Origin of the sequence: Veronia pacifica (assembly GCF_001707825.1) — a bacterium.
In the GTDB taxonomy this organism is placed as follows: domain Bacteria; phylum Pseudomonadota; class Gammaproteobacteria; order Enterobacterales; family Vibrionaceae; genus Veronia; species Veronia pacifica.
This window is the reverse complement of sequence record NZ_LYBM01000016.1, coordinates 1-18,991: the sequence shown is the minus strand read 5'-3', so window position 1 is coordinate 18,991 and position 18,991 is coordinate 1. Positions and strand designations below refer to the sequence as shown.

Sequence of the window (18,991 nt, the reverse complement as noted above, 5' to 3'; positions counted from 1 at the left end):
TCTGTGATTCTTAATTTTGGCTGGTTTCTTCACCATCCGTTTCATGACGAGGTCGATAAAAACGGGAAAAGAACAAACCCACCTCAAACAGCAAACACATAGGAATGGCCAGCAATGTCTGAGAGATAATGTCAGGAGGCGTCAGCAGCATGCCTGCAATAAACGCCGCAACCACAATGTAAGGGCGCTTCTTTGACAAATCAGCAGGTTCAACCACACCACCCCATACCAAAAGAATAATGGCGATAGGGATCTCGAAGGCAAAACCAAAAGCCATAAACAATGCCAGAATAAAATCAAGGTAACTGGCAATGTCAGGTGATACCTGAACACCCTCTGGGGCAATGGCGGTAAAAAAGCCGAAGACTAATGGAAAAACGACAAAGTAAGCGAATGACACGCCTGCGTAAAAGAGCAATGAGCTGGAAAACAACAGGGGCATCACCAAACGTCGCTCATGCTTGTAGAGCCCGGGCGCGACAAAAGCCCAGATTTGATACAAGATCATGGGCACGGCGATAAACACAGACACCACCAGCGTCAATTTGATCGGCGTAAAGAATGGCGTGGCCACATCAGTCGCAATCATTGTTGCCCCTTGCGGCAATTTATCGATCAATGGTGACGCGACAAAGGAGTAAATATCGTTGGCAAAATAAACCAGACAAAGAAAAACCGCCAAGACCGAAAGCAATGAGCGCAATAAACGATCACGCAGCTCCATCAGGTGGCCGACAAGAGATTGGGTATCTTCAACAGATGACATAGGTACTCAACAACATAAACCGTCGCGGGCGGCTATTGCTCCTTGGTTGACTGAGACTGAGGATTCTCGCTTTTGGCATCGGATTGATAGGGACGCTTAACATCTTCGGCCGCTTGCTTCAGCTCATCGACCGACTTTTGAAGCTCTGGCGCTATATTTTGCATCCCCATATTTTCAGCCTTTTTCAGATTGTCCTGCAACTCTTTGATCTTCAGCTCTTGTTCCAGCTCGTCTTTCACTGAGCCTGCCATACGACGAACGGTGCCAACCATTCTGGCAACATTGCGAATTGCCACTGGTAAACGCTCCGGTCCGAGTACCACAAGACCCACGACTGAGATCAGTACAAGTTCCCAAAAGCCGATATCAAACACGGATTAAACCTGCTCTTTGTTTTTTGAATCGCTGCTAGACGTTGGGGCTGCTGAATCTTTTTCTTCCAACTTATTTTGGACGAAGTCTGCATCCTTCCCTTTGTTCTCATCATCATTCATGGCTTTTTTAAACCCCTTGATGGCAGAACCCAAATCACCACCTATGTTGCGCAGTTTTTTTGTTCCGAATAACAGCACGACGATTGCTGCAATGATCAGAAGTTGCCAAATACTAATACCACCCATGATTGATCTACCTCTGTAAAGGAAATATAAATTTGTCCATTAACGCTTTTTCGCTTATCGAAGAAGCGTACATATTAAGTACAGCTTATTTGTTCGCTGCCCGCCATGCAAATAACCAGCTTCCCAAAGCCGTGACGCAGGTTATTTCAGGTAATGTCTCTATCTGATGTGTAAAGAGTATTGCCGAGGTGATCAGTAAACTGGCACCAATACCAAGCAGAAAACGAACCCGATTTTGTTGTCTTTGCCCTTCAAGAAAAGCGCCGTACATCTCGTCCATTCGTTGACTGACGGCTTTCCCCTGACGCAGGCTATCATAAACCAGCTCGGGTAACTCAGGTAAGGTCTCTGCCCAAAAAGGCGCCTTTTCCTTGATCGCGTTCAATACCGCTTTGGGTCCAACCTGTCTGGACATCCAATCTTCTAGAAACGGCTTGGCAGTTTCCCAGAGATTGAGCTGAGGATACAGTTGACGCCCCAACCCCTCGACATACAACAAGGTTTTTTCCAGTAATACCAGTTGCGGCTGCACTTCCATATCGAATTGGCGTGCCGTCGAGAAGAGATTGACAAGTACATGACCAAATGAGATCTCACCTAGCGGCTTCTCAAAAATTGGCTCGCAAACGGTACGAATGGCAAATTCAAACTCATCAACGTTGGTATCCGCAGGTACCCACCCAGAGTCGACATGCAGCTCTGCAACTTTGCGATAGTCGCGATTGAAGAAGGCCAGAAGGTTTTCAGCCAAATACCTCTTGTCTTCTCGGTTGAGGGTGCCAACAATGCCGCAGTCAAGACCAATCCATGTCGGATCGTCCGGGTTGTCATAAGACACAAAGAGGTTTCCCGGATGCATATCCGCATGAAAGAAACTGTCACGGAACACCTGAGAAAAGAAGATCTCAACCCCGCGCTCAGCGAGCAATTTGAGGTTGGTGTCTCGTTTAGTCAGGGTATCGATGTCAGACACGCCAATGCCGTAAATACGCTCAGAGACCATCAGATTTTTATGGCTGAAATCACTGAACACTTCAGGGACATATAAGATGGGGTTGTTGTCAAAATTACGCCGCATTTGAATCGCGTTCGCCGCCTCGCGTAGCAAATCCAGCTCATTAATCAGCGTTTTTTCGTACTCATGAACCACCTCAACAGGTCTAAGGCGGCGAGCCACAGGCAAGAAGCGAGACAGAATCCCGGCCATTCGGTACATCAGCTTAATATCTGATTGAATCACAGGCAGTATGTCCGGCCTGATCACCTTAAGTACCACCTCGCGTCCGTTCTCACGCAGTCTCGCAACATGTACCTGAGCAATAGAGGCCGATGCCAACGGCGTCATCTCAAAGTCATCAAACCAGGTTTCTACCGGACCGCCCAAGGCTTTTTCGATTTCTTCTTTAGCCAGTTTGCTGTCAAAAGGCATAACCTGATCCTGCAACAACGCAAGTTGGTCAGCAATATCGTCAGGAAACAAATCACGCCGGGTCGATAGCATCTGACCAAACTTGATCCAGACAGGGCCAAGTTCTTGAAGAGCAAGCCGAAGTCGGTCTCCCTCTTCCTTGTCGCTGTGCTTGTTTTTAAGCCAAAAAAGACCACGACGTAAAAAGTGTGGCCAGCGGGTCAGTGAGTTATCCGGTACCAGCTCATCAAGCCCGTACTCGAGGTGAACCCGAATAATTTTATAAAGACGGCGGATCTCATTCAGTCTCATAGTGTATCCACCGCATCTATTAATGAGTTGAGTCTCGCTTCCAGTCTTGACGCCTGTGAACGTACATCATCCACCTGGTCAGAAAAATGCGTGATCTCCAGCGCTCCCGGGGCGAGACGCCATTCCTCGACAACAATATCAGCGATATAGGCCTGTTTTTGCTTAGCTTTGCTGCGAATTCTGCCAACACTTTTTTTCAGACCGTTAACCAGTGTATGAGCGACAACATCTCCTGTGTATTTCGATAACCACTCAGCAAGGTCGACATCGAGTCCACTCAGCAAACCAGAAAACTGCTGGGCAACATCGATATCGCCAGCCAGTTCGAGTTTGTCTTCTTTGATGAGCCGGGTGAGGTTTGATTTGTCATTTAATTCAGGGGCAGTTGTCAAAGGTAAAGCCAGCTCACAGTCCGGCTCTCCCTCGTAATATGCCAGCACATCAACCTGATGACTGAATACAAAATTCAGCGTTTTATTGATATCTGTCAACCTCACACGCAGCACCTTCCCCTTCAACCGTTGCAGGCGGCGCTGGCTATCGGCATCCTGAGTAATGAGAGTATTCAGTCCGGTTTCAACAACCGCTGTAACCAGTGGATCCAGGGGCATATCTGTGTCCTAAAACTTATATCCGCGATGGAGAGCAACAATGCCGCCCGTCAGATTGAAATATTTGGTCTGTTCGAAACCCGCGTTTTCCATCATACCTTTCAGGGTTTCCTGATCAGGATGCATACGAATAGATTCTGCCAAATACTGATAACTTTCTGCGTCTCCAGCAATCAGTTGGCCCATTTTCGGTAAGATATGGAACGAGTAGGCGTCATACGCCTTCGACAGAGGTTCAATCACAGGCTTGGAAAACTCCAGTACCAGCAGGCGGCCGCCCGGCTTCAACACCCGGTACATAGAACGGAGTGCTTTATCTTTATCTGTCACGTTTCTCAGGCCAAAGCCAATGGTAATGCAGTCAAAATAATCATCCGGGAACGGCAGTTCTTCGGCGTTAGCCTGAACATAGTTAACGTTGCCAACGATACCGAGGTCTCGCAGTTTATCGCGGCCCACATTCAGCATGGAATTATTGATATCAGCGAGGACAACCTGTCCTTTATCGCCGACAATACGGGAAAACCTTGCGGTAAGGTCACCGGTGCCACCCGCAAGGTCCAGTACTTTATGACCCGGACGTACACCGCTGCAGTCAATAGTGAAGCGTTTCCAGATCCGGTGAACACCCATCGACATCACATCATTCATGATGTCGTATTTGGCTGCAACAGAGTGGAATACACTGGCTACCATGCCTGCTTTTTCGTCTCTAGCCACGTCCCGAAACCCAAAATGAGTGGTTTCCGAGTCTGCGTCGTGGTTCACGCCCTGTGTCGATTCAGTCATTTTTAACCCCTAAGTCTTTGCTGCTAAGTGTACTTGATACAGCGGGGTTGCTCAAAGCAGTTCCGAATAGAGTGAGGGCAAAGGGTCAGTCTTTTGAGCCATCAAGAACTTTGAGTGAAGTATCTTCCCTGTGTGGATCCCGGCTTAGTGTGGCTGGGCTGATATCTCTTTTCACCTCAACCCCCAGCGCTTTAAAACTCTCAGCCTGACGCAATATATTCCCCCTGCCTGTTGCCAGCTTATTCAGCGCCCCTTGGTAGTTGTCTGTCGCTTTGTCCAACGCTGCGCCAAGCCCTTCCATGTCATCAACGAACAGTCGCACCTTGTCGTAAAGCCGTGCAGCCTTGTCTGCAATTTCTTTGGCGTTGCGATTCTGATGTTCGTAGCGCCAGAGGTTATTGATAGTGCGAAGTGCCACCAGCAGCGTCGTGGGGCTCACTAACATAATGTTCTGATCAAGGGCTTCACGAATTAACGATGGTTCTGCTTCAAGCGCAATCTGAAATGCAGGCTCTACCGGAATAAACATCAGTACGTAGTCAAGCGATGTGATGCCATGCAGCTGATGATAGTCTTTGCGCCCCAGCCCCCGGATATGACTTCGGATCGCGGCAATATGGTCGCGCAGAGCCATATCCCGTTCTGCGGTATCTTCTGCGTGGTAATAACGCTCATACGCCACCAGCACCATTTTGGCGTCAATCACCACGTCTTTATCCTGTGGCAAACGAACAACAACATCTGGCTGAAAACGCTTACCCTGCTCGTTTTCAAGGCTAACCTGAGTCTGATATTCGTATCCTTCACGTAAGCCCGACTCTTCCAACACCCGAGCAAGAATCACCTCGCCCCAATTACCCTGTTGCTTGTTATCACCCTTTAACGCCTGAGTGAGATTGACCGCTTCCCGGGTCATATCCTCATTGAGCTTCTGCAAATTACGAATTTCATGGACAAGGGTATGTCGCTCTTTGGCCTGCTCACCGAAACTGTCACCTACCTGTTTACGGAATCCTTCGAGCTGACTTTTCAGTGGCCCAAGCAAAGTTTCAAGACTCTGGCGGTTTTGCTCATCGACAGTACGGGTTTTATGATCAAATACCTGGTTGGCAAGGCTCTCAAATTGCACTCGGAGCCTCTCTTCAGCGCCCTCTAACAGGCTGATCTTTTCTTCGGCCGCTTCCAGTTGTTGCTCTGTGCGGGTCTGTTGCTCGCGAAGGGCAATCTCTAGGCTAACTTTTTCATCTCTCATCACATCAAGTTGTTCAGTCAGGTCCTGTTTCTCACCCCGTAAGACCTCGAGTTGACGAAGTTTCTCAACCGCTGTCGCCAGCCGTCCGTACTGAGTTTTCAGTTCTGCCGTCAATCTGTCCCTTTCGATATCCAGCTGGTCAAGCTCCTGTTGCAGCTCAGCGTTTGTCTGGGTGAGCTGATCTGTGGCAGCCTGATGAAGCTGGTTGTCGGCCTCTCGTTGCTGCTGACTGAGTTCCCTCTGTTGCTTTATCGACAACCGATGAAAAATACCGAATAAAATCAGGGTGAACAGGCTGCTTGCGCCTGCTGTTACTGCCAGAGCTGTTTCCAGAGTCACGCCGTCTGCCATCATGCCGAAACCTTTATCTCACTTTTTGTCTTATCTTGAGAAGGCTAATAAGACACTGGATAAATGTCCAGCTTTTCGCATTGAGTGTCGATGCTTTAGACTGGCGTATCTTTATTTCAGAATGTCACACTGATGAACGACCGCCTTGCAATTAGCTATGGACTGGCTGCGGTGTTGCTTTGGTCAACTGTTGCTACCGCCTTTAAAATTACGCTTGAATACATGTCACCCATCCAGATGCTGGCTGCAGCAAGTCTGGTATCCAGTGTTGCGCTAGCTGTTGTCGCTGCGTGCCAGGGAACACTGTCTAAACTCGTTGTCACTTTCAGACAACGACCACTTTATTATCTCCTGCTGGGTATCATTAACCCACTGGTGTATTACCTGGTGCTGTTCAAAGCCTACGATTTACTGCCTGCTTCACAGGCTCAGCCCCTTAACTACAGTTGGGCGATCACCCTGACCATGATGGCGGCAGTATTTTTGGGCCAGAAAATCAGTAAACAAGACTGGCTGGCAGCCGCACTTGGCTATGCAGGTGTTGTGGTGATTGCGACAAAAGGAGATCTGCTGGCTCTGCAATTTGAGAGCCCCTTAGGGGTTGGGCTTGCACTGTTATCCACGTTGCTCTGGGCTGGCTATTGGATTCTTAATACGAAAAATGAGGCCGATCCTGTTTTAGGATTATTATTAGGTTTTTTGCTTTCTCTTCCCTTTTCTTTTGCCGCCAGTTTTTATACTGCGAGCTGGCAAAGTATTCCGTTTCAAGGCTGGTTAGCTGTAGGTTATGTAGGATTATTCGAAATGGGTATAACCTTCGTTCTGTGGTTAACAGCAATGAAAAAGGCTACTAACACTGCCCGTATCAGTAACCTTATTTTTATTTCACCTTTTATTTCACTGATATTACTTAATCAAATAATTGGCGAACAAATTCACCCAAGCACGCTTGCGGGCTTAATAATGATTGTTGCTGGTCTTTTGATTCAGCAGTGGAAAAAGAAGAAATCTCATTCTTCGGAGTAAATAACCAATATGACCGCTAAATAATAAAAATGGTAACAAAAAGTGTAGAGTCGAAATCTCTCCCTGCTCTATTAATATATTGAGCAGTTCACTTAATGAATAACAATTCTTACCCGTTAAGCTCGCACGGCTTTACTTCGGATTATATGGACATTTTAATTCTGGCTTTGCGTCAGAAACTCGCGTAATTCCTCTACGCTAATACCATCATTTGACATTGAGTCTGCCAATTCTTGTACCCGCTCTGAGCGGCGCTCTTCAATTACTTTATTAAATTGATGAATCAATTCACGTAAACCACTTACCGGTACCTGACGCGCTGCGCTCTGAACACGCTCTTCACTCATACCACTCAATTCGGTAAGTAGTTTTCCGAACATCATTTTCTCTGGCGATTCTTCCAGAAGTTCTAGATGACGTGCCAGTTCAATAGTCGACATCGACATAATGTATTTGCTGCCTGTTTATAATTAATCACAGAATAAAAAAGATATTGCCCAACAAATATACTCCTAATTACTGTCTATCAGCAAAAGAAAAAAAGCCTGAAGTCAGAAAAACTTCAGGCTTTATGTCCAATTTAAAATAAATGTACTTTTATATGCAGCGTTTCAGTCAGTTATGATGCTTTCATTCAGGAAGACATGCCGAATGCAATCTCTTACCTGTCGCACTCCAAAGCAGCAGCAGTGTCGGCAATAACAACACCATATGCAGTGTCATCAGCGCTGGCGCATCGAGATGAAGTCGCTGCGTGGCACTCACCAATGCCCCAGCGCCAGTCATCTGAAACAAACCAAGCAATGCCGCAGCCGTTCCGGCACGCTGACCAAAAGGCTCAAGAGCCTTGCCTGCTGCCGCACCCAGTACCCAAGCAAAGCCAAACGAAGAAATAAAAATAGGCAGCATAAAACTCAGGGCACTATCGAGCGGTGCCAGCAACATCATTAAAGCACCAGAGCCAACCAATAAGGTCAGGCCAAGATTCAGTGCTCTTCTGCTACCATATCTATCCATGAATTTTGGCGCGGTCATGGCAGCCGTGATATTCAAAACCGCATTGGCTGCAAACCACTTAGTAAAGGCCTCCATCGTCAGGCCTTTGTGGGTGATCAGCCAGCTTGGTGCTGAGGTAACATAAGCTATGATCACCGCCATCGCCAACAGACACAGACTGGCATGATAAAGAAATACTGGCTCACGAAGTACTGCACTGTACCTTGCTGGACTGAATAATGGACCAGAGCTGTCAGTATCAGCCGGTCGCGTCTCACGGAAAAACACCGAGACCAAAACCAGTCCGATAAGCGCATAAATCAACATAAAGCTGAAATTAGCCCGCCAACCAAAATGATGGGTCAACCAGCTGCCAAGTAATGGAGCCAATGCAGGTACAAAACAAATGGCGCCGTTGAGGTAGCTGATCATCTGACCACTGCGTTTAGCACCAAAGGTGTCACGCACCGCAGCAAAGGCACACACTGACGTGGCGCAGGCTCCCAGTCCCTGCAATACCCGGGCAATCAGTAAGGCATCAAGCGACTGGGCCACATAGGCCAAACCGGAGCTGACAAAGTAAATAGCGATACCCGCTATCGCGACAGTGCGTCGGCCAAGGCGATCAGCCAGAGGGCCAGCAAATAACTGACCTGCGCCAAGGCTTATCATGAAAAGTGTCACCGTATCCTGAACAAGTACCGGGTTAACATTAAAATCAGCAGCCATTTGCGGAATTGCCGGTAGATAGATATCAATCGCCATTGGGCTAAAAAGCACCAGAATGACCATCAGGGCTATCAACCTGGCAGGATTATTTTGTTGTGTCGAATTCATTGCTCTCTCCTGTCTTATGCCGCGCAGTCTACTGTCGTCGTGATATGAACAAAAATGGTTTATATTCACATCACTCATTCTTATCAGGAATATCAGGCTGTGAATCTGAATCAGTTACAACGCGTAGACCTCAACCTGTTGGTTTGCCTCTACGTGTTGATCGAAGAATGCAATGTCACCCGTGCGGCTCAGCGGCTGAATCTCAGCCAATCAGCGGTCAGCAAATGTCTGGCAAAGCTGCGTAATCAGTTCGATGATCCCCTGTTTACCCGCACATCATGGGGGCTGCACCCAACGGTTAAGGCCCAAAGCCTGAAACCTGAACTGTCTGCCCTGCTGAGTCGACTGGAAAACTTGACTGCACCCGATCAGTTTGACCCGGCAACCAGTGACAGGCGTTTTCACTTTTCTTTGGTGGAAAGTGCATATCCCTTGCTGATGCCCCGATTTCTGGGTGAGATCTTAGAGGCTGCGCCTTCCATCACGCTCGATACCCATGCCTGGACCCGCAATACCTTTGACGCTATGTCTCGTGGAGAGGTCGACTTTGGTATTACAGGAAAAGATATCAACCCCGAAGACGCAGTGCTCACGCTGGCACCGCCGCCGGGTATCATTACTGAAGCCCTCTATGAGGATTTCCAGAGTGTGATCGTTCGGCAAAATCACCCGGTACTCAATGAAACATGGGATATCGCTAACTACATGCGGCAACGACATATTCAGGTTCGCTGTTTGGGCAACGATCGCTGGCTACTGGATATCAAACTTGCTGAGCGGGGGCTGGAGAGAGATATTGCGATGTATGTTCCAGACTTTAACAGCGCTGCCAGTCTTTGTACCCACACTGATCTGGTGTTCACCGCCCCACATCATTTCGCAACAGCTGTCGCCAGACAGTTGAATCTGGTGGTCATTGACCTACCAGAGCCCCTTCCACCAATGGAATATACTCTGTTCTGGCACCAGAACAGGCAAAATGACGCTGGACATACTTGGCTAAAGCAGTTGATCATTTCACGCTGCAGACAAATGACAGAAATTGCAGCTACTGCGGAAAACCGATAGCTTATAGACAATCATCTTCAGAGTAGTCGAAGATAGAGAACGAATTTAGTAACGCGCCAGACTGACATCAGGCTTTTTTACTGCGGTCAGTCATCAACAGATAGGAAGAAACATGGACGCCAACTACGCAAGCCGCATTGAAGAACTGCGCCGCTGGCTGGAAGACCAGGCACTGGACGCACTGGTGATCCCGCGTGAGGATGAATTCCTCGGAGAATATGTACCTGCCCACAACGAACGTCTTCTTTGGGCGACCGGATTCACCGCCTCGGCAGGGGCTGCTGTTGTCACAAGAGATAACGCCGCTGTTTTTGCTGATGGCCGTTATACGGTTCAGGTGCGCAAGCAGGTACCCGGTGACATTTTTGAGTACCGTCATCTGCATGAAGAACCTGTTCTGGGCTGGTTGCTGGACACACTGCCAGCAGGCAGCAAAGTAGCCATTGACCCGAAACTGCACAGCGCAAGTTGGTTGCAGGCAGCACAGGATAAAGTCGCAGGGCAGCTGACGCTGGTGAGCATTGATGCCAATCCCATCGACACGCTGTGGGCAGAACGTCCAACACCACTCCTGACCGACGCCCGCCTGATGGGGCAGTCACTGGTCGGTGTCAGCAGTGAAGAAAAACGCCAACAGATCGCCGCTGAATTACAAGCAATTGGTGCAGACTTGGCGGTACTTACCCAGCTAGACAGTATTTGCTGGCTCCTCAATATTCGTGGTGGTGATATATCGCGCCTTCCCGTCCTGTTATCTCAGGCTGTCGTCGACGCCACGGGTGCTGTCACCTTCTTTATCGACAGCCATCGTCTACCTCAGGAATTCGCCGCGCATGTGGGTTCAGGTGTGACAGTCAGTGATCCTGATACTATGGCTGACGTCTTGAAAGCTCAGTCAGGCCGCAAGGTATTGGTTGATCCGGCAACCAGTAATGCATGGGTTAGCCAGACACTGACCGCAGCCGGCGCAACAATCATTCATGGCAGCGATCCTTGTCTGCTGATCAAGGCGGCTAAAAATGATACCGAAGCGGCAGGCATCAGAGCCTGTCATATCCGTGATGGTGTGGCTGTTAGCCGTTTTCTGGCATGGATAGATCGTGAAGTGGCAGCAGGTAACATGCCGAACGAAGCCGAACTGGCTGATAAGCTGCTTGCATTCCGTCAGGTCGATGAAACGCTGGCAGATCTGAGCTTTGACACCATTTCCGCAGCAGGCGGCAATGCAGCCATGTGTCACTACAACCACCTCAATCAGTCTGTTCCCGGCGAGCTGGAGCAAGACAATGTGTATCTGGTTGACTCAGGCGGTCAGTACCCGAACGGTACCACCGACATTACCCGCACCGTCGCCATTGGTGAGTGCAGTGCCGAAGTGAAAAAGACCTTTACTCTGGTACTTAAAGGCCACATTGCACTGGCGACCAGTCGTTTCCCTCATGGCACGACAGGCAGTCAATTGGATGCGCTTGCGCGTCAGCACCTGTGGGCACACGGCTACGACTTCGACCATGGCACAGGCCACGGAGTCGGTCACTTCCTCAGTGTGCATGAGGGGCCACAACGTATCAGTAAGGTACATAATCCTGTGGCACTGCTACCGGGCATGGTGGTATCGAATGAGCCTGGTTATTACCGTGATGACAGCTTTGGTATCCGTATCGAGAACCTAGAAGTTGTGGTCAACGTGGAAACCTCAGGCGACCGTCCAATGCTGGGCTTTGAATCGCTGACACGCGCACCTATTGACCGTCGTCTGGTTGACTTGTCCCTGATGACAGAATCAGAGATATCGTGGTGGAATGACTATCATCAAAAAGTGTGGCAGGCCATTAGCCCGTCACTCGAAGGTGACGATCTGGCTTGGCTTAAACTGGCCTGTTTACCGCTCTAACGTTTTTGAGCTTTCGTTAAAAAAAGAGCCGGGCAATCCGGCTCTTTTTATATAAAGACATACTGATGGCGTTCAGCCAGAGTAGCCCCTATGCCAGTCTTTCCATACCACATCAAAACCTGCCTGCCTGACGGCAGCCGCCACATCAGCAGCGCTTCGCTCATCTGACGTTGAAAACTGCTCCAGAGCCTCCTCGCCGTTCGCATAGCCACCCGGCTGAGTGCGGGAAGCAGCAGACATATGGGTGATACCAAGAGGAAGAACACTGTCCCTGAAAAAAGGCGATTCCCGTGTCGACATGGACAACTCTACATCGGCACTGAACAGCCTGAACGCACAAATCAGTTGCACCAACTGCCGGTCTGTCATCACTGACTTTGGCTGAAGGGCACCCTCACAAGGTCGTAGACGGGGAAATGCCAACGAATAACGACTGCGCCAGTATCTGCGCTCAAGATGATCAAGGTGCGCGGCGGCGAAAAAGCAATCCGTCCGCCAGTCTTCTAAGCCAATCAGCGCACCCAGTCCTATTTTGTCAATTCCTGCCTGCGCCAGCCTGTCAGGCGTATCCAGACGATACTCGAAATCAGACTTATTGCCCCTGAGATGATGCAGTGCATAGGTTCGTGCATGATAGGTCTCCTGATAGACCATCACAGCATCTAGCCCCAGTGTTTTCAGCTCCGCATAATTTTCAGTATCCAGAGGCTGAACCTCCATTGCCAGATAGCTGAACGCCTTTTTTATCTCAGGCACCATATCGCGGAAATAGCGCATACCAACCTTGGTCTCATGCTCGCCTGTCACCAGCAGAATACTGTCAAATCCCATGGATTTAATCGCATCACATTCAGCCTGAATTTCTTCTTTGTTTAATGTCTTTCGCTTGATTCGGTTTTCCATCGAAAAGCCGCAATAGGTACAGACATTGGCGCACAGGTTAGAGAGATACAAGGGCACAAAGAAGTTGATAGTGTGGCCAAATCGCTGACGGGTCAGCACAGCAGACTGCTGAGCCATTGTCTCCAGATAAGGCTCAGCCGCTGGAGAGATCAAGGCTTTAAAATCTTCCAGCGTCCGTTTAGGCCTTGTCAGGGCCCGCTCAACATCGGCGGCCGTTTTACCATACACAGACAGGCGAACATCATCCCAGTCAAGGGTGCGCCAAACATCTGAAAAGCTCATCCCTGCACCTCAGAGGTGCCAAGAAAAGCAGTCAGGGGGCTTGAGGCTACAGCCTGTTGAACCTGTCCTGCCAACCCAGATTCATACGCCAGCCTTCCCGCCTCCACTGCACCCCGGAAAGCCGTCGCCATGGCGACGGGGTTAACAGCCGCTGCAATCGCGGTATTAACCAGTACCGCATCGGCACCTTTTTCCATCGCCAGTGCGGCATGAGAAGGAGCACCAATTCCAGCATCGATCACCACTGGTACATTCGCCTGCTCAATAATGATATCGAGAAAGTCACCACTCACCAGCCCCTTATTACTGCCGATTGGAGCTCCAAGAGGCATCACAGCAGCACAACCCACCTCTTCGAGCCGTTTGCATAACACGGGGTCGGCATGACAATAAGGCAAAACGACAAAGCCTTCCTGAACCAGAGATTCCGCAGCTTTCAGCGTTTCGATAGGATCGGGCATCAGGTATCGCGGGTCAGGATGGATTTCCAGCTTGAGCCAGTTTGTTCCCAGTGCTTCCCGGGCAAGACGACCAGCAAAAACAGCCTCTTCTGCCGTTTTCGCACCTGATGTATTGGGAAGTAGGTTGATACCAGCGGCCAGTAAAGGTGACAGAATGTCATCATCCCGGTTGTGAATATCCACCCGCCTCAGTGCCATAGTGACCAACTCGGAGCCAGACGCTTCTATAGCGCTGGCCATCAAAGCGGCCCCTGAGAATTTACCCGTACCGGTAAACAAACGTGATTCAAAGGTTTTATCTGCGATTTTCAACATGCTCAACCTCCTGCTATCGCCTGAAAAACGGTAAGTCTGAGCCCCTCAGTCAGTGGAACCTCAGCCCACTGACTTCTGGGAATAACAGCACCTTCCACAGCAATGGCAACCGATTCAGACGGCAATGCCAGCTCTTGAATCAGTGCAGCCAGGTCGGTCGCTGACTCCGGGGTGTGAGGCGATTCATTGAGGACTATCTGCATGGTGTGCCTCCTTGGCATGATAAGGTGAACAGGCGGGACATGAGGGATCGGGGGAAATAGCTAGTCTTGTCATTGATAGGGTGTTGCCGCAGAACTGGTGAAACTCGGCAGGCTGAGGGCTGTCCATTAATATCAACTTTATTGCTGCAAGCGCCTGCATGTTGCCAATAATACCGACCACAGGTCCAGCGATGCCGCCAGTCTGACAGTTACCTCCCGGTAAATCCTCTTGTTGACCAAACAGGCAACGGTAGCACGGAGAGGGCCGTCTAAAGTCAAACAGCATGTGCTGCCCCTGCCAGCCAATGGCAGCGCCTGATATCAATGGCGTGTGCTCTGAGATACAAGCCAGATTAACCGCTTGTCGAGTCGCCATATTGTCCGAACAATCCAGCACCAGATCTGCCATGGACACTTCCATCGCCAGCCGATCGCTGTCCAACATTTTATTGACTGTACGTGTTCGGGTATCGGGATTAATACCATTGAGTTGATGAGCTAGGGCACTGGCTTTGTTGCTGCCCAGATCAGGCTCCCGGTAAGCAACCTGCCGATGGAGGTTTGATACATCAACGTCATCACCATCCGCCAGAACCAGCTGCCCGATTCCGGCACCACAAAGGTACATAGAGGCTGCGGTCCCGAGACCGCCGCACCCGATAATAAGAATCTTAGTCTCCAACAGAGCACGCTGCCCCACTTCGCCGATATCTTGCAACATGATCTGCCGACTGTAGCGGGTAAACTGCTGATCATTTAGTGCCTTCATACCTTGCCTCCTCAGTGAACAGATCCCCAAATTCTCTGAGTGTGTCAGGCAGATCATCGGCTTGAGTGATTGCCCTGACAACTGCGACCGCACTTACACCCGTCTGCCACACATCGGGAGCACGGCTGATATCAATACCGCCAATAGCAACGGTCGGGCAGCGACCCGCGACGGTTGCCAGGTGTTTTTTCAATGCCTCAACCCCCTGTGGCGGTGTCGGCATTTTTTTAGTCGGGGTTGGGAAAATATGACCAATGGCAACATAGCTCGGGCAGAGAGACAGCGCGTAATTCAGCTCATCTGTCGTGCGCGTTGACACGCCCAGCCGGATCCCGGCATCACAAATCGCCTCAAGATCCGCCGTTTTCAGATCATCCTGCCCCAGGTGAATACCATAGGCCCCCGCCTTTAGTGCCAATTGCCAGTGATCGTTAATAAACACCTGAGCCTGATGTGCCTTTCCAGCCTCCACCGTGTCTCTTATCATCTGTTCCAAATCAGGATTCGCCGGATCTTTCACCCTGAGCTGGACAGTTCGCACCCCAAGAGACAGGAGACGTTTGAGCAGCTCTACATCATCAACAACCGGATACAAAGGTCCAATCCCATCCGGCATAGAGGCAAACGCGTTTCTCATCCTCTCCTCCTTACGCTTTTTGGTGATACAGTTCACTGCCCTTTGCCAGAAACTCTGCCGATTTCTGCTTCATGCCCTGTTCAGCATCCACTACGTCTATCGCCAAAGATTCTATCTCTTGGTTTTTGGCGTATTCACGGACCTCATGGCTGATTTTCATTGAGCAGAACTTAGGACCACACATTGAGCAGAAGTGGGCCACTTTTCCGGATTCCTGAGGTAGGGTTTCATCGTGATAGGCCCTTGCCGTATCAGGGTCAAGAGCAAGGTTAAACTGGTCTTCCCAGCGGAATTCGAAACGAGCTTTAGACAGGGCATTGTCACGAATCTGTGCGCCGGGATGACCTTTTGCGAGATCGCCAGCATGGGCGGCTAGCTTGTAGGTGATAAGACCGACTTTAACATCGTCTTTGTTCGGCAGGCCGAGGTGTTCTTTCGGAGTAACATAACAGAGCATCGCACAACCGAACCAACCTATCATCGCCGCACCAATCCCTGAGGTGATGTGGTCATAGCCGGGAGCGATGTCTGTTGTCAGCGGCCCAAGCGTGTAGAAAGGGGCTTCATGACAGTGCTTAAGCTGCTCTTCCATGTTCTCTTTGATCATGTGCATAGGAACATGGCCCGGCCCCTCAATCATTACCTGCACATCATATTCCCAGGCAATCTTTGTCAGCTCTCCCAGTGTGCGTAATTCAGAGAACTGTGCCTCGTCATTGGCATCGGCGACCGAGCCGGGACGAAGACCGTCACCCAGAGACAGGGCGACATCATACCGAGCACAGATTTCACAAATCTCTCTGAAGTGCTTGTAAAGAAAGCTCTCCTGATGGTGGGCAAGACACCATTTCGCGATAATGGAGCCGCCACGAGAAACAATACCCGTCACACGTTTCGCTGTCATAGGCACATAGCGCAGCAGGACACCGGCATGTATCGTAAAGTAATCGACACCCTGCTCCGCCTGTTCAATCAAGGTATCGCGCATCACTTCCCAGTTAAGGTTTTCTGCAATACCGTTAACCTTTTCCAGCGCCTGATACATGGGAACGGTGCCAATAGGAACAGGGCTGTTACGCAGTATCCACTCACGGGTTTCATGAATATTTCTTCCGGTCGACAAATCCATGACGGTATCAGCACCCCATCGGGTAGACCACACCAGCTTTTCGGTCTCTTCTTCGATAGACGAGGTCACGGCTGAGTTACCGATATTGGCATTCACTTTCACCAGAAAATTGCGGCCAATGATCATTGGCTCGGACTCAGGATGGTTAATATTTGAAGGAATAATTGCCCGCCCCTCAGCGACCTCCTGACGAACAAATTCAGGGGTAATATCTTTCGGCAAGTTGGCGCCAAATGCCTGTCCAGCATGCTGCTGATTGAGCTGATCATCGCGGTAACGCTGACGCCCCATGTTCTCACGGATGGCAATATATTCCATTTCAGGGGTAATGATCCCACGCCGTGCATAGTGAAGTTGAGTCACACGCTGACCATCTTTCGCCCGACGGATCTCTGGTAACACATCAAAGCGAATATCATCCAGCGTATCGTCATCTAGACGTTCTTTGGCAAAATCCGAACTGACTTCAGATAAAAGCTCTGTATCACGGCGCTCTTCAATCCAACGCTCGCGTAACTTCGGTAGCCCCTGATAGATATCAATCTCGTAATCCGGATCGGTATAAACGCCTGACGTGTCATAAACATGCACAGGCTCATTCGGCTCGAAAACCGGATCATCTTTGGTTCCGCCAACCAGAGAAGCAGAAAGAGAAATCTCTCGCATAGGCACGCGGATATCAGGCCGAGAGCCAGTAATATAGGATTTTTTGGAATTAGGGAGGGGTTGTACAGACAGGTTATCAATAAACGACTTGGCGTCTAAACGGGCTTGTTTTCTGGTCGACATAGCATTACTCCAGTAATTATGGGGAATAAATGCTTGCCGGATTTGCTGAGCAAGAGTGGTATCAGACTTTGACTCTGTAGGTTTTCACTGATACACAATTTCATTCTCTTGTTCCCTTCGCAGGTATTAGCCTGATCAGGTTCAACGGATCCCGCAGTAGCGGTCTCAGCCAAATGGCACTCCGACAAGTAAGCTTTGCAGTATATGTAGCCTTTAAACGCTCAGCAATGCAAAATTCTGAGACTAAGTACGCATAAGCAGCTGAAACCCGGCCCACGCCGCAAAAATACAGACAGTCACGTTGAGAAATATATTCAGTCCCATCTTAAAAAACGCACCTTGTTGGAGCAGCAGAACATTATCCATCGAAAAAGTCGAAAATGTTGTCAGGGCACCAAGAAAACCAAGACCGATTAACTGACGCCACGGAGAGGTAGCCAGCAATCCCTGTTCAAATGCCGCAACCAGCAGCCCCATGGCAAAAGAGCCCAGAATGTTGACAGTTAATGTCCCATATGGAAATCCTCGCCCCAGTAACGTCACACAAAGCTCAGAAAGCAAATAACGAGAGCAGGCACCAAACGCACCGCCTATAGCGATAAATCCAAGGATAAAGGGTTGAGTCATCGGCTGATTTCCAATTTCTATGGGAGAGTTCCTATCATACCTTGTAGTGATAGGTTTCGTGATCAGTTGAAACAACAAAACAGTAGTGGGAGTAGCAATAGTGCAAGCGAGGTATGATGGAAAAAGAGTACGTCTATTTCCACTGTGTCGAAATCTTAGAGGAGAGGAAGTCTAAGGGTGCACATACTGTTGCGGGCTGATCTCTCAGGTACAAAAAAGCCCCGGCATTTTTGCCGAGGCTTTAAATGTGGCAGGGGTGGAGGGATTCGAACCCCCAACACGCGGATTTGGAATCCGCTGCTCTGCCAATTGGAGCTACACCCCTTTAATGACGCCTATTGTATCGTGTCAGACTAAAATCACCAGCATAAGATGCAGATCTACAGACTGAATGCCTACTTATTAAGCAAAAGTGCGAATCATACCGAAGCCAGGTATCTTCAGATATCTCTAGACCTCTTCATTTTAGGTCTGTGAAGTTCGTCTACTGACTATCGCAGCCAGTCTTCAATCAGGACATTTCACAAAAAAATCTAATTTTTTGACCTTACTGTGCAGTTTGCAGCTAATTATCCCGAATGAATTTCACTGTGTCATAGACGAAAAAAAGCCCCGCTATGTCTAGCGAGGCTTCTTGATAAGTGGCGGAGCGGACGGGACTCGAACCCGCGACCCCCGGCGTGACAGGCCGGTATTCTAACCAACTGAACTACCGCTCCACTCAATCCTGAGTAACAAATAAAGTCTTATCGTCGCTGCTTTATTTGTTTTTGCTCTCATCTTTTTATCAAAAAGATGAAAACGATGTTTAAGCCTGGCGATGTCCTACTCTCACATGGGGAGACCCCACACTACCATCGGCGCTGTTGCGTTTCACTACTGAGTTCGGCATGGAGTCAGGTGGGTCCACAACGCTATGGTCGCCAAGCAAATTCTGCTAAGTCTT

General features: G+C 49.4%; 19 protein-coding genes, 2 tRNA genes, 1 rRNA gene and 1 riboswitch. Of the genes, 3 read left to right on the top strand and 19 right to left on the bottom strand.

Features of this window, described 5'->3' with window-relative positions; all coding sequences use genetic code 11:
- Nucleotides 1-10 precede the first annotated feature (10 nt).
- The 7 genes from tatC to rmuC all read right to left on the bottom strand — a co-directional run bounded on the left by tatC (nt 11) and on the right by rmuC (nt 6,112).
- Nucleotides 11-766, bottom strand: coding sequence for a twin-arginine translocase subunit TatC (gene tatC, locus A8L45_RS10185; protein ID WP_068901871.1), 756 nt, complete (start codon nt 764-766; stop codon nt 11-13).
- Between the two features lie 32 nt (nt 767-798).
- Complete coding sequence (gene tatB / locus A8L45_RS10180; protein WP_068901869.1) at nt 799-1,140, bottom strand: Sec-independent protein translocase protein TatB; 342 nt, start codon at nt 1,138-1,140, stop codon at nt 799-801.
- A gap of 3 nt (nt 1,141-1,143) precedes the next feature.
- A complete protein-coding gene (gene tatE, locus A8L45_RS10175) occupies nt 1,144-1,386 on the bottom strand; it encodes a twin-arginine translocase subunit TatE (protein WP_068901867.1) in 243 nt (80 codons plus the stop codon).
- A gap of 85 nt (nt 1,387-1,471) precedes the next feature.
- Nucleotides 1,472-3,106, bottom strand: a complete 1,635-nt coding sequence (gene ubiB, locus A8L45_RS10170; RefSeq protein WP_068901865.1) for a ubiquinone biosynthesis regulatory protein kinase UbiB — start codon at nt 3,104-3,106, stop codon at nt 1,472-1,474.
- Nucleotides 3,103-3,717, bottom strand: coding sequence for a ubiquinone biosynthesis accessory factor UbiJ (locus A8L45_RS10165; RefSeq protein ID WP_068901863.1), 615 nt, complete (start codon nt 3,715-3,717; stop codon nt 3,103-3,105). The genes ubiB and A8L45_RS10165 overlap by 4 nt, the downstream gene beginning before the upstream one ends.
- 9 nt (nt 3,718-3,726) lie before the next feature.
- Nucleotides 3,727-4,506 carry a bifunctional demethylmenaquinone methyltransferase/2-methoxy-6-polyprenyl-1,4-benzoquinol methylase UbiE gene (gene ubiE, locus A8L45_RS10160; protein WP_068901861.1) on the bottom strand — a complete coding sequence of 260 codons (780 nt, stop codon included), beginning with the start codon at nt 4,504-4,506 and terminating at the stop codon, nt 3,727-3,729.
- Nucleotides 4,507-4,591: 85 nt separating this feature from the next.
- Complete coding sequence (gene rmuC / locus A8L45_RS10155) at nt 4,592-6,112, bottom strand: DNA recombination protein RmuC (RefSeq protein WP_068901860.1); 1,521 nt, start codon at nt 6,110-6,112, stop codon at nt 4,592-4,594.
- A gap of 129 nt (nt 6,113-6,241) precedes the next feature.
- On the opposite strand from rmuC, the gene A8L45_RS10150 reads away from it, so the two are divergent.
- Nucleotides 6,242-7,135, top strand: coding sequence for a DMT family transporter (locus tag A8L45_RS10150; RefSeq protein WP_068901858.1), 894 nt, complete (start codon nt 6,242-6,244; stop codon nt 7,133-7,135).
- A 155-nt stretch (nt 7,136-7,290) separates the two neighbouring features.
- Here the strand turns inward: A8L45_RS10150 and tsrA are convergent, their stop codons facing one another.
- Both tsrA and A8L45_RS10140 read right to left on the bottom strand, forming a co-directional pair.
- The gene (tsrA, locus tag A8L45_RS10145; protein ID WP_068901856.1) at nt 7,291-7,581 is read right to left on the bottom strand and encodes an H-NS-like global regulator TsrA; all 291 of its coding nucleotides are present in this window, start codon (nt 7,579-7,581) and stop codon (nt 7,291-7,293) included.
- Between the two features lie 184 nt (nt 7,582-7,765).
- Entirely contained in the window at nt 7,766-8,968 is a 1,203-nt protein-coding gene (locus tag A8L45_RS10140; RefSeq protein ID WP_068901853.1) for a multidrug effflux MFS transporter, read from the bottom strand.
- Between the two features lie 99 nt (nt 8,969-9,067).
- On the opposite strand from A8L45_RS10140, the gene A8L45_RS10135 reads away from it, so the two are divergent.
- Complete coding sequence (locus tag A8L45_RS10135) at nt 9,068-10,036, top strand: LysR substrate-binding domain-containing protein (protein WP_068902004.1); 969 nt, start codon at nt 9,068-9,070, stop codon at nt 10,034-10,036.
- Between the two features lie 112 nt (nt 10,037-10,148).
- The gene (locus A8L45_RS10130) at nt 10,149-11,930 is read left to right on the top strand and encodes an aminopeptidase P family protein (RefSeq protein WP_068901851.1); all 1,782 of its coding nucleotides are present in this window, start codon (nt 10,149-10,151) and stop codon (nt 11,928-11,930) included.
- Between the two features lie 72 nt (nt 11,931-12,002).
- On the opposite strand, the gene thiH is transcribed toward A8L45_RS10130, so the two are convergent.
- From thiH to rrf, 10 genes are all read right to left on the bottom strand, one after another.
- A complete protein-coding gene (gene thiH, locus A8L45_RS10125; RefSeq protein WP_068901849.1) occupies nt 12,003-13,115 on the bottom strand; it encodes a 2-iminoacetate synthase ThiH in 1,113 nt (370 codons plus the stop codon).
- A complete protein-coding gene (locus A8L45_RS10120; protein ID WP_068901847.1) occupies nt 13,112-13,891 on the bottom strand; it encodes a thiazole synthase in 780 nt (259 codons plus the stop codon). Before A8L45_RS10120 ends, thiH begins: the two co-directional genes overlap by 4 nt.
- Nucleotides 13,892-13,893: 2 nt before the next feature.
- The gene (gene thiS, locus A8L45_RS10115) at nt 13,894-14,094 is read right to left on the bottom strand and encodes a sulfur carrier protein ThiS (protein WP_068901845.1); all 201 of its coding nucleotides are present in this window, start codon (nt 14,092-14,094) and stop codon (nt 13,894-13,896) included.
- On the bottom strand, nt 14,075-14,863 hold the full coding sequence (locus A8L45_RS10110; RefSeq protein WP_068901843.1) for a HesA/MoeB/ThiF family protein: 789 nt from the start codon (nt 14,861-14,863) through the stop codon (nt 14,075-14,077). The genes thiS and A8L45_RS10110 overlap by 20 nt, the downstream gene beginning before the upstream one ends.
- Complete coding sequence (gene thiE, locus A8L45_RS10105; RefSeq protein ID WP_068901842.1) at nt 14,847-15,500, bottom strand: thiamine phosphate synthase; 654 nt, start codon at nt 15,498-15,500, stop codon at nt 14,847-14,849. Before thiE ends, A8L45_RS10110 begins: the two co-directional genes overlap by 17 nt.
- A gap of 10 nt (nt 15,501-15,510) precedes the next feature.
- Complete coding sequence (gene thiC, locus A8L45_RS10100; RefSeq protein WP_068901841.1) at nt 15,511-17,418, bottom strand: phosphomethylpyrimidine synthase ThiC; 1,908 nt, start codon at nt 17,416-17,418, stop codon at nt 15,511-15,513.
- A gap of 95 nt (nt 17,419-17,513) precedes the next feature.
- Nucleotides 17,514-17,612, bottom strand: a riboswitch (TPP riboswitch).
- A 49-nt stretch (nt 17,613-17,661) separates the two neighbouring features.
- Nucleotides 17,662-18,045 (bottom strand): fluoride efflux transporter CrcB, encoded by a 384-nt coding sequence (gene crcB / locus A8L45_RS10095; RefSeq protein ID WP_068901840.1) that lies wholly within the window; start codon nt 18,043-18,045, stop codon nt 17,662-17,664.
- A 248-nt stretch (nt 18,046-18,293) separates the two neighbouring features.
- Nucleotides 18,294-18,370 (bottom strand) — tRNA-Trp (locus tag A8L45_RS10090).
- A gap of 317 nt (nt 18,371-18,687) precedes the next feature.
- Nucleotides 18,688-18,764, bottom strand: a tRNA-Asp gene (locus A8L45_RS10085).
- A 93-nt stretch (nt 18,765-18,857) separates the two neighbouring features.
- Nucleotides 18,858-18,973: ribosomal RNA gene (gene rrf / locus A8L45_RS10080) — 5S ribosomal RNA — on the bottom strand.
- Between the last annotated feature and the right edge of the window lie 18 nt (nt 18,974-18,991).

Excerpts from the sequence above, each read along its gene's own strand:
- tatC (WP_068901871.1), bottom strand. The coding sequence starts at position 766 with ATGTCATCTGTTGAAGATACCCAATCTCTTGTCGGCCACCTGATGGAG.
- tatE (WP_068901867.1), bottom strand. The coding sequence starts at position 1,386 with ATGGGTGGTATTAGTATTTGGCAACTTCTGATCATTGCAGCAATCGTC.
- ubiB (WP_068901865.1), bottom strand. The coding sequence starts at position 3,106 with ATGAGACTGAATGAGATCCGCCGTCTTTATAAAATTATTCGGGTTCAC.
- A8L45_RS10165 (WP_068901863.1), bottom strand. The coding sequence starts at position 3,717 with ATGCCCCTGGATCCACTGGTTACAGCGGTTGTTGAAACCGGACTGAAT.
- ubiE (WP_068901861.1), bottom strand. The coding sequence starts at position 4,506 with ATGACTGAATCGACACAGGGCGTGAACCACGACGCAGACTCGGAAACC.
- rmuC (WP_068901860.1), bottom strand. The coding sequence starts at position 6,112 with ATGATGGCAGACGGCGTGACTCTGGAAACAGCTCTGGCAGTAACAGCA.
- A8L45_RS10150 (WP_068901858.1), top strand. The coding sequence starts at position 6,242 with ATGAACGACCGCCTTGCAATTAGCTATGGACTGGCTGCGGTGTTGCTT.
- tsrA (WP_068901856.1), bottom strand. The coding sequence starts at position 7,581 with ATGTCGATGTCGACTATTGAACTGGCACGTCATCTAGAACTTCTGGAA.
- A8L45_RS10140 (WP_068901853.1), bottom strand. The coding sequence starts at position 8,968 with ATGAATTCGACACAACAAAATAATCCTGCCAGGTTGATAGCCCTGATG.
- A8L45_RS10130 (WP_068901851.1), top strand. The coding sequence starts at position 10,149 with ATGGACGCCAACTACGCAAGCCGCATTGAAGAACTGCGCCGCTGGCTG.
- thiH (WP_068901849.1), bottom strand. The coding sequence starts at position 13,115 with ATGAGCTTTTCAGATGTTTGGCGCACCCTTGACTGGGATGATGTTCGC.
- A8L45_RS10120 (WP_068901847.1), bottom strand. The coding sequence starts at position 13,891 with ATGTTGAAAATCGCAGATAAAACCTTTGAATCACGTTTGTTTACCGGT.
- thiS (WP_068901845.1), bottom strand. The coding sequence starts at position 14,094 with ATGCAGATAGTCCTCAATGAATCGCCTCACACCCCGGAGTCAGCGACC.
- A8L45_RS10110 (WP_068901843.1), bottom strand. The coding sequence starts at position 14,863 with ATGAAGGCACTAAATGATCAGCAGTTTACCCGCTACAGTCGGCAGATC.
- thiE (WP_068901842.1), bottom strand. The coding sequence starts at position 15,500 with ATGAGAAACGCGTTTGCCTCTATGCCGGATGGGATTGGACCTTTGTAT.
- thiC (WP_068901841.1), bottom strand. The coding sequence starts at position 17,418 with ATGTCGACCAGAAAACAAGCCCGTTTAGACGCCAAGTCGTTTATTGAT.
- crcB (WP_068901840.1), bottom strand. The coding sequence starts at position 18,045 with ATGACTCAACCCTTTATCCTTGGATTTATCGCTATAGGCGGTGCGTTT.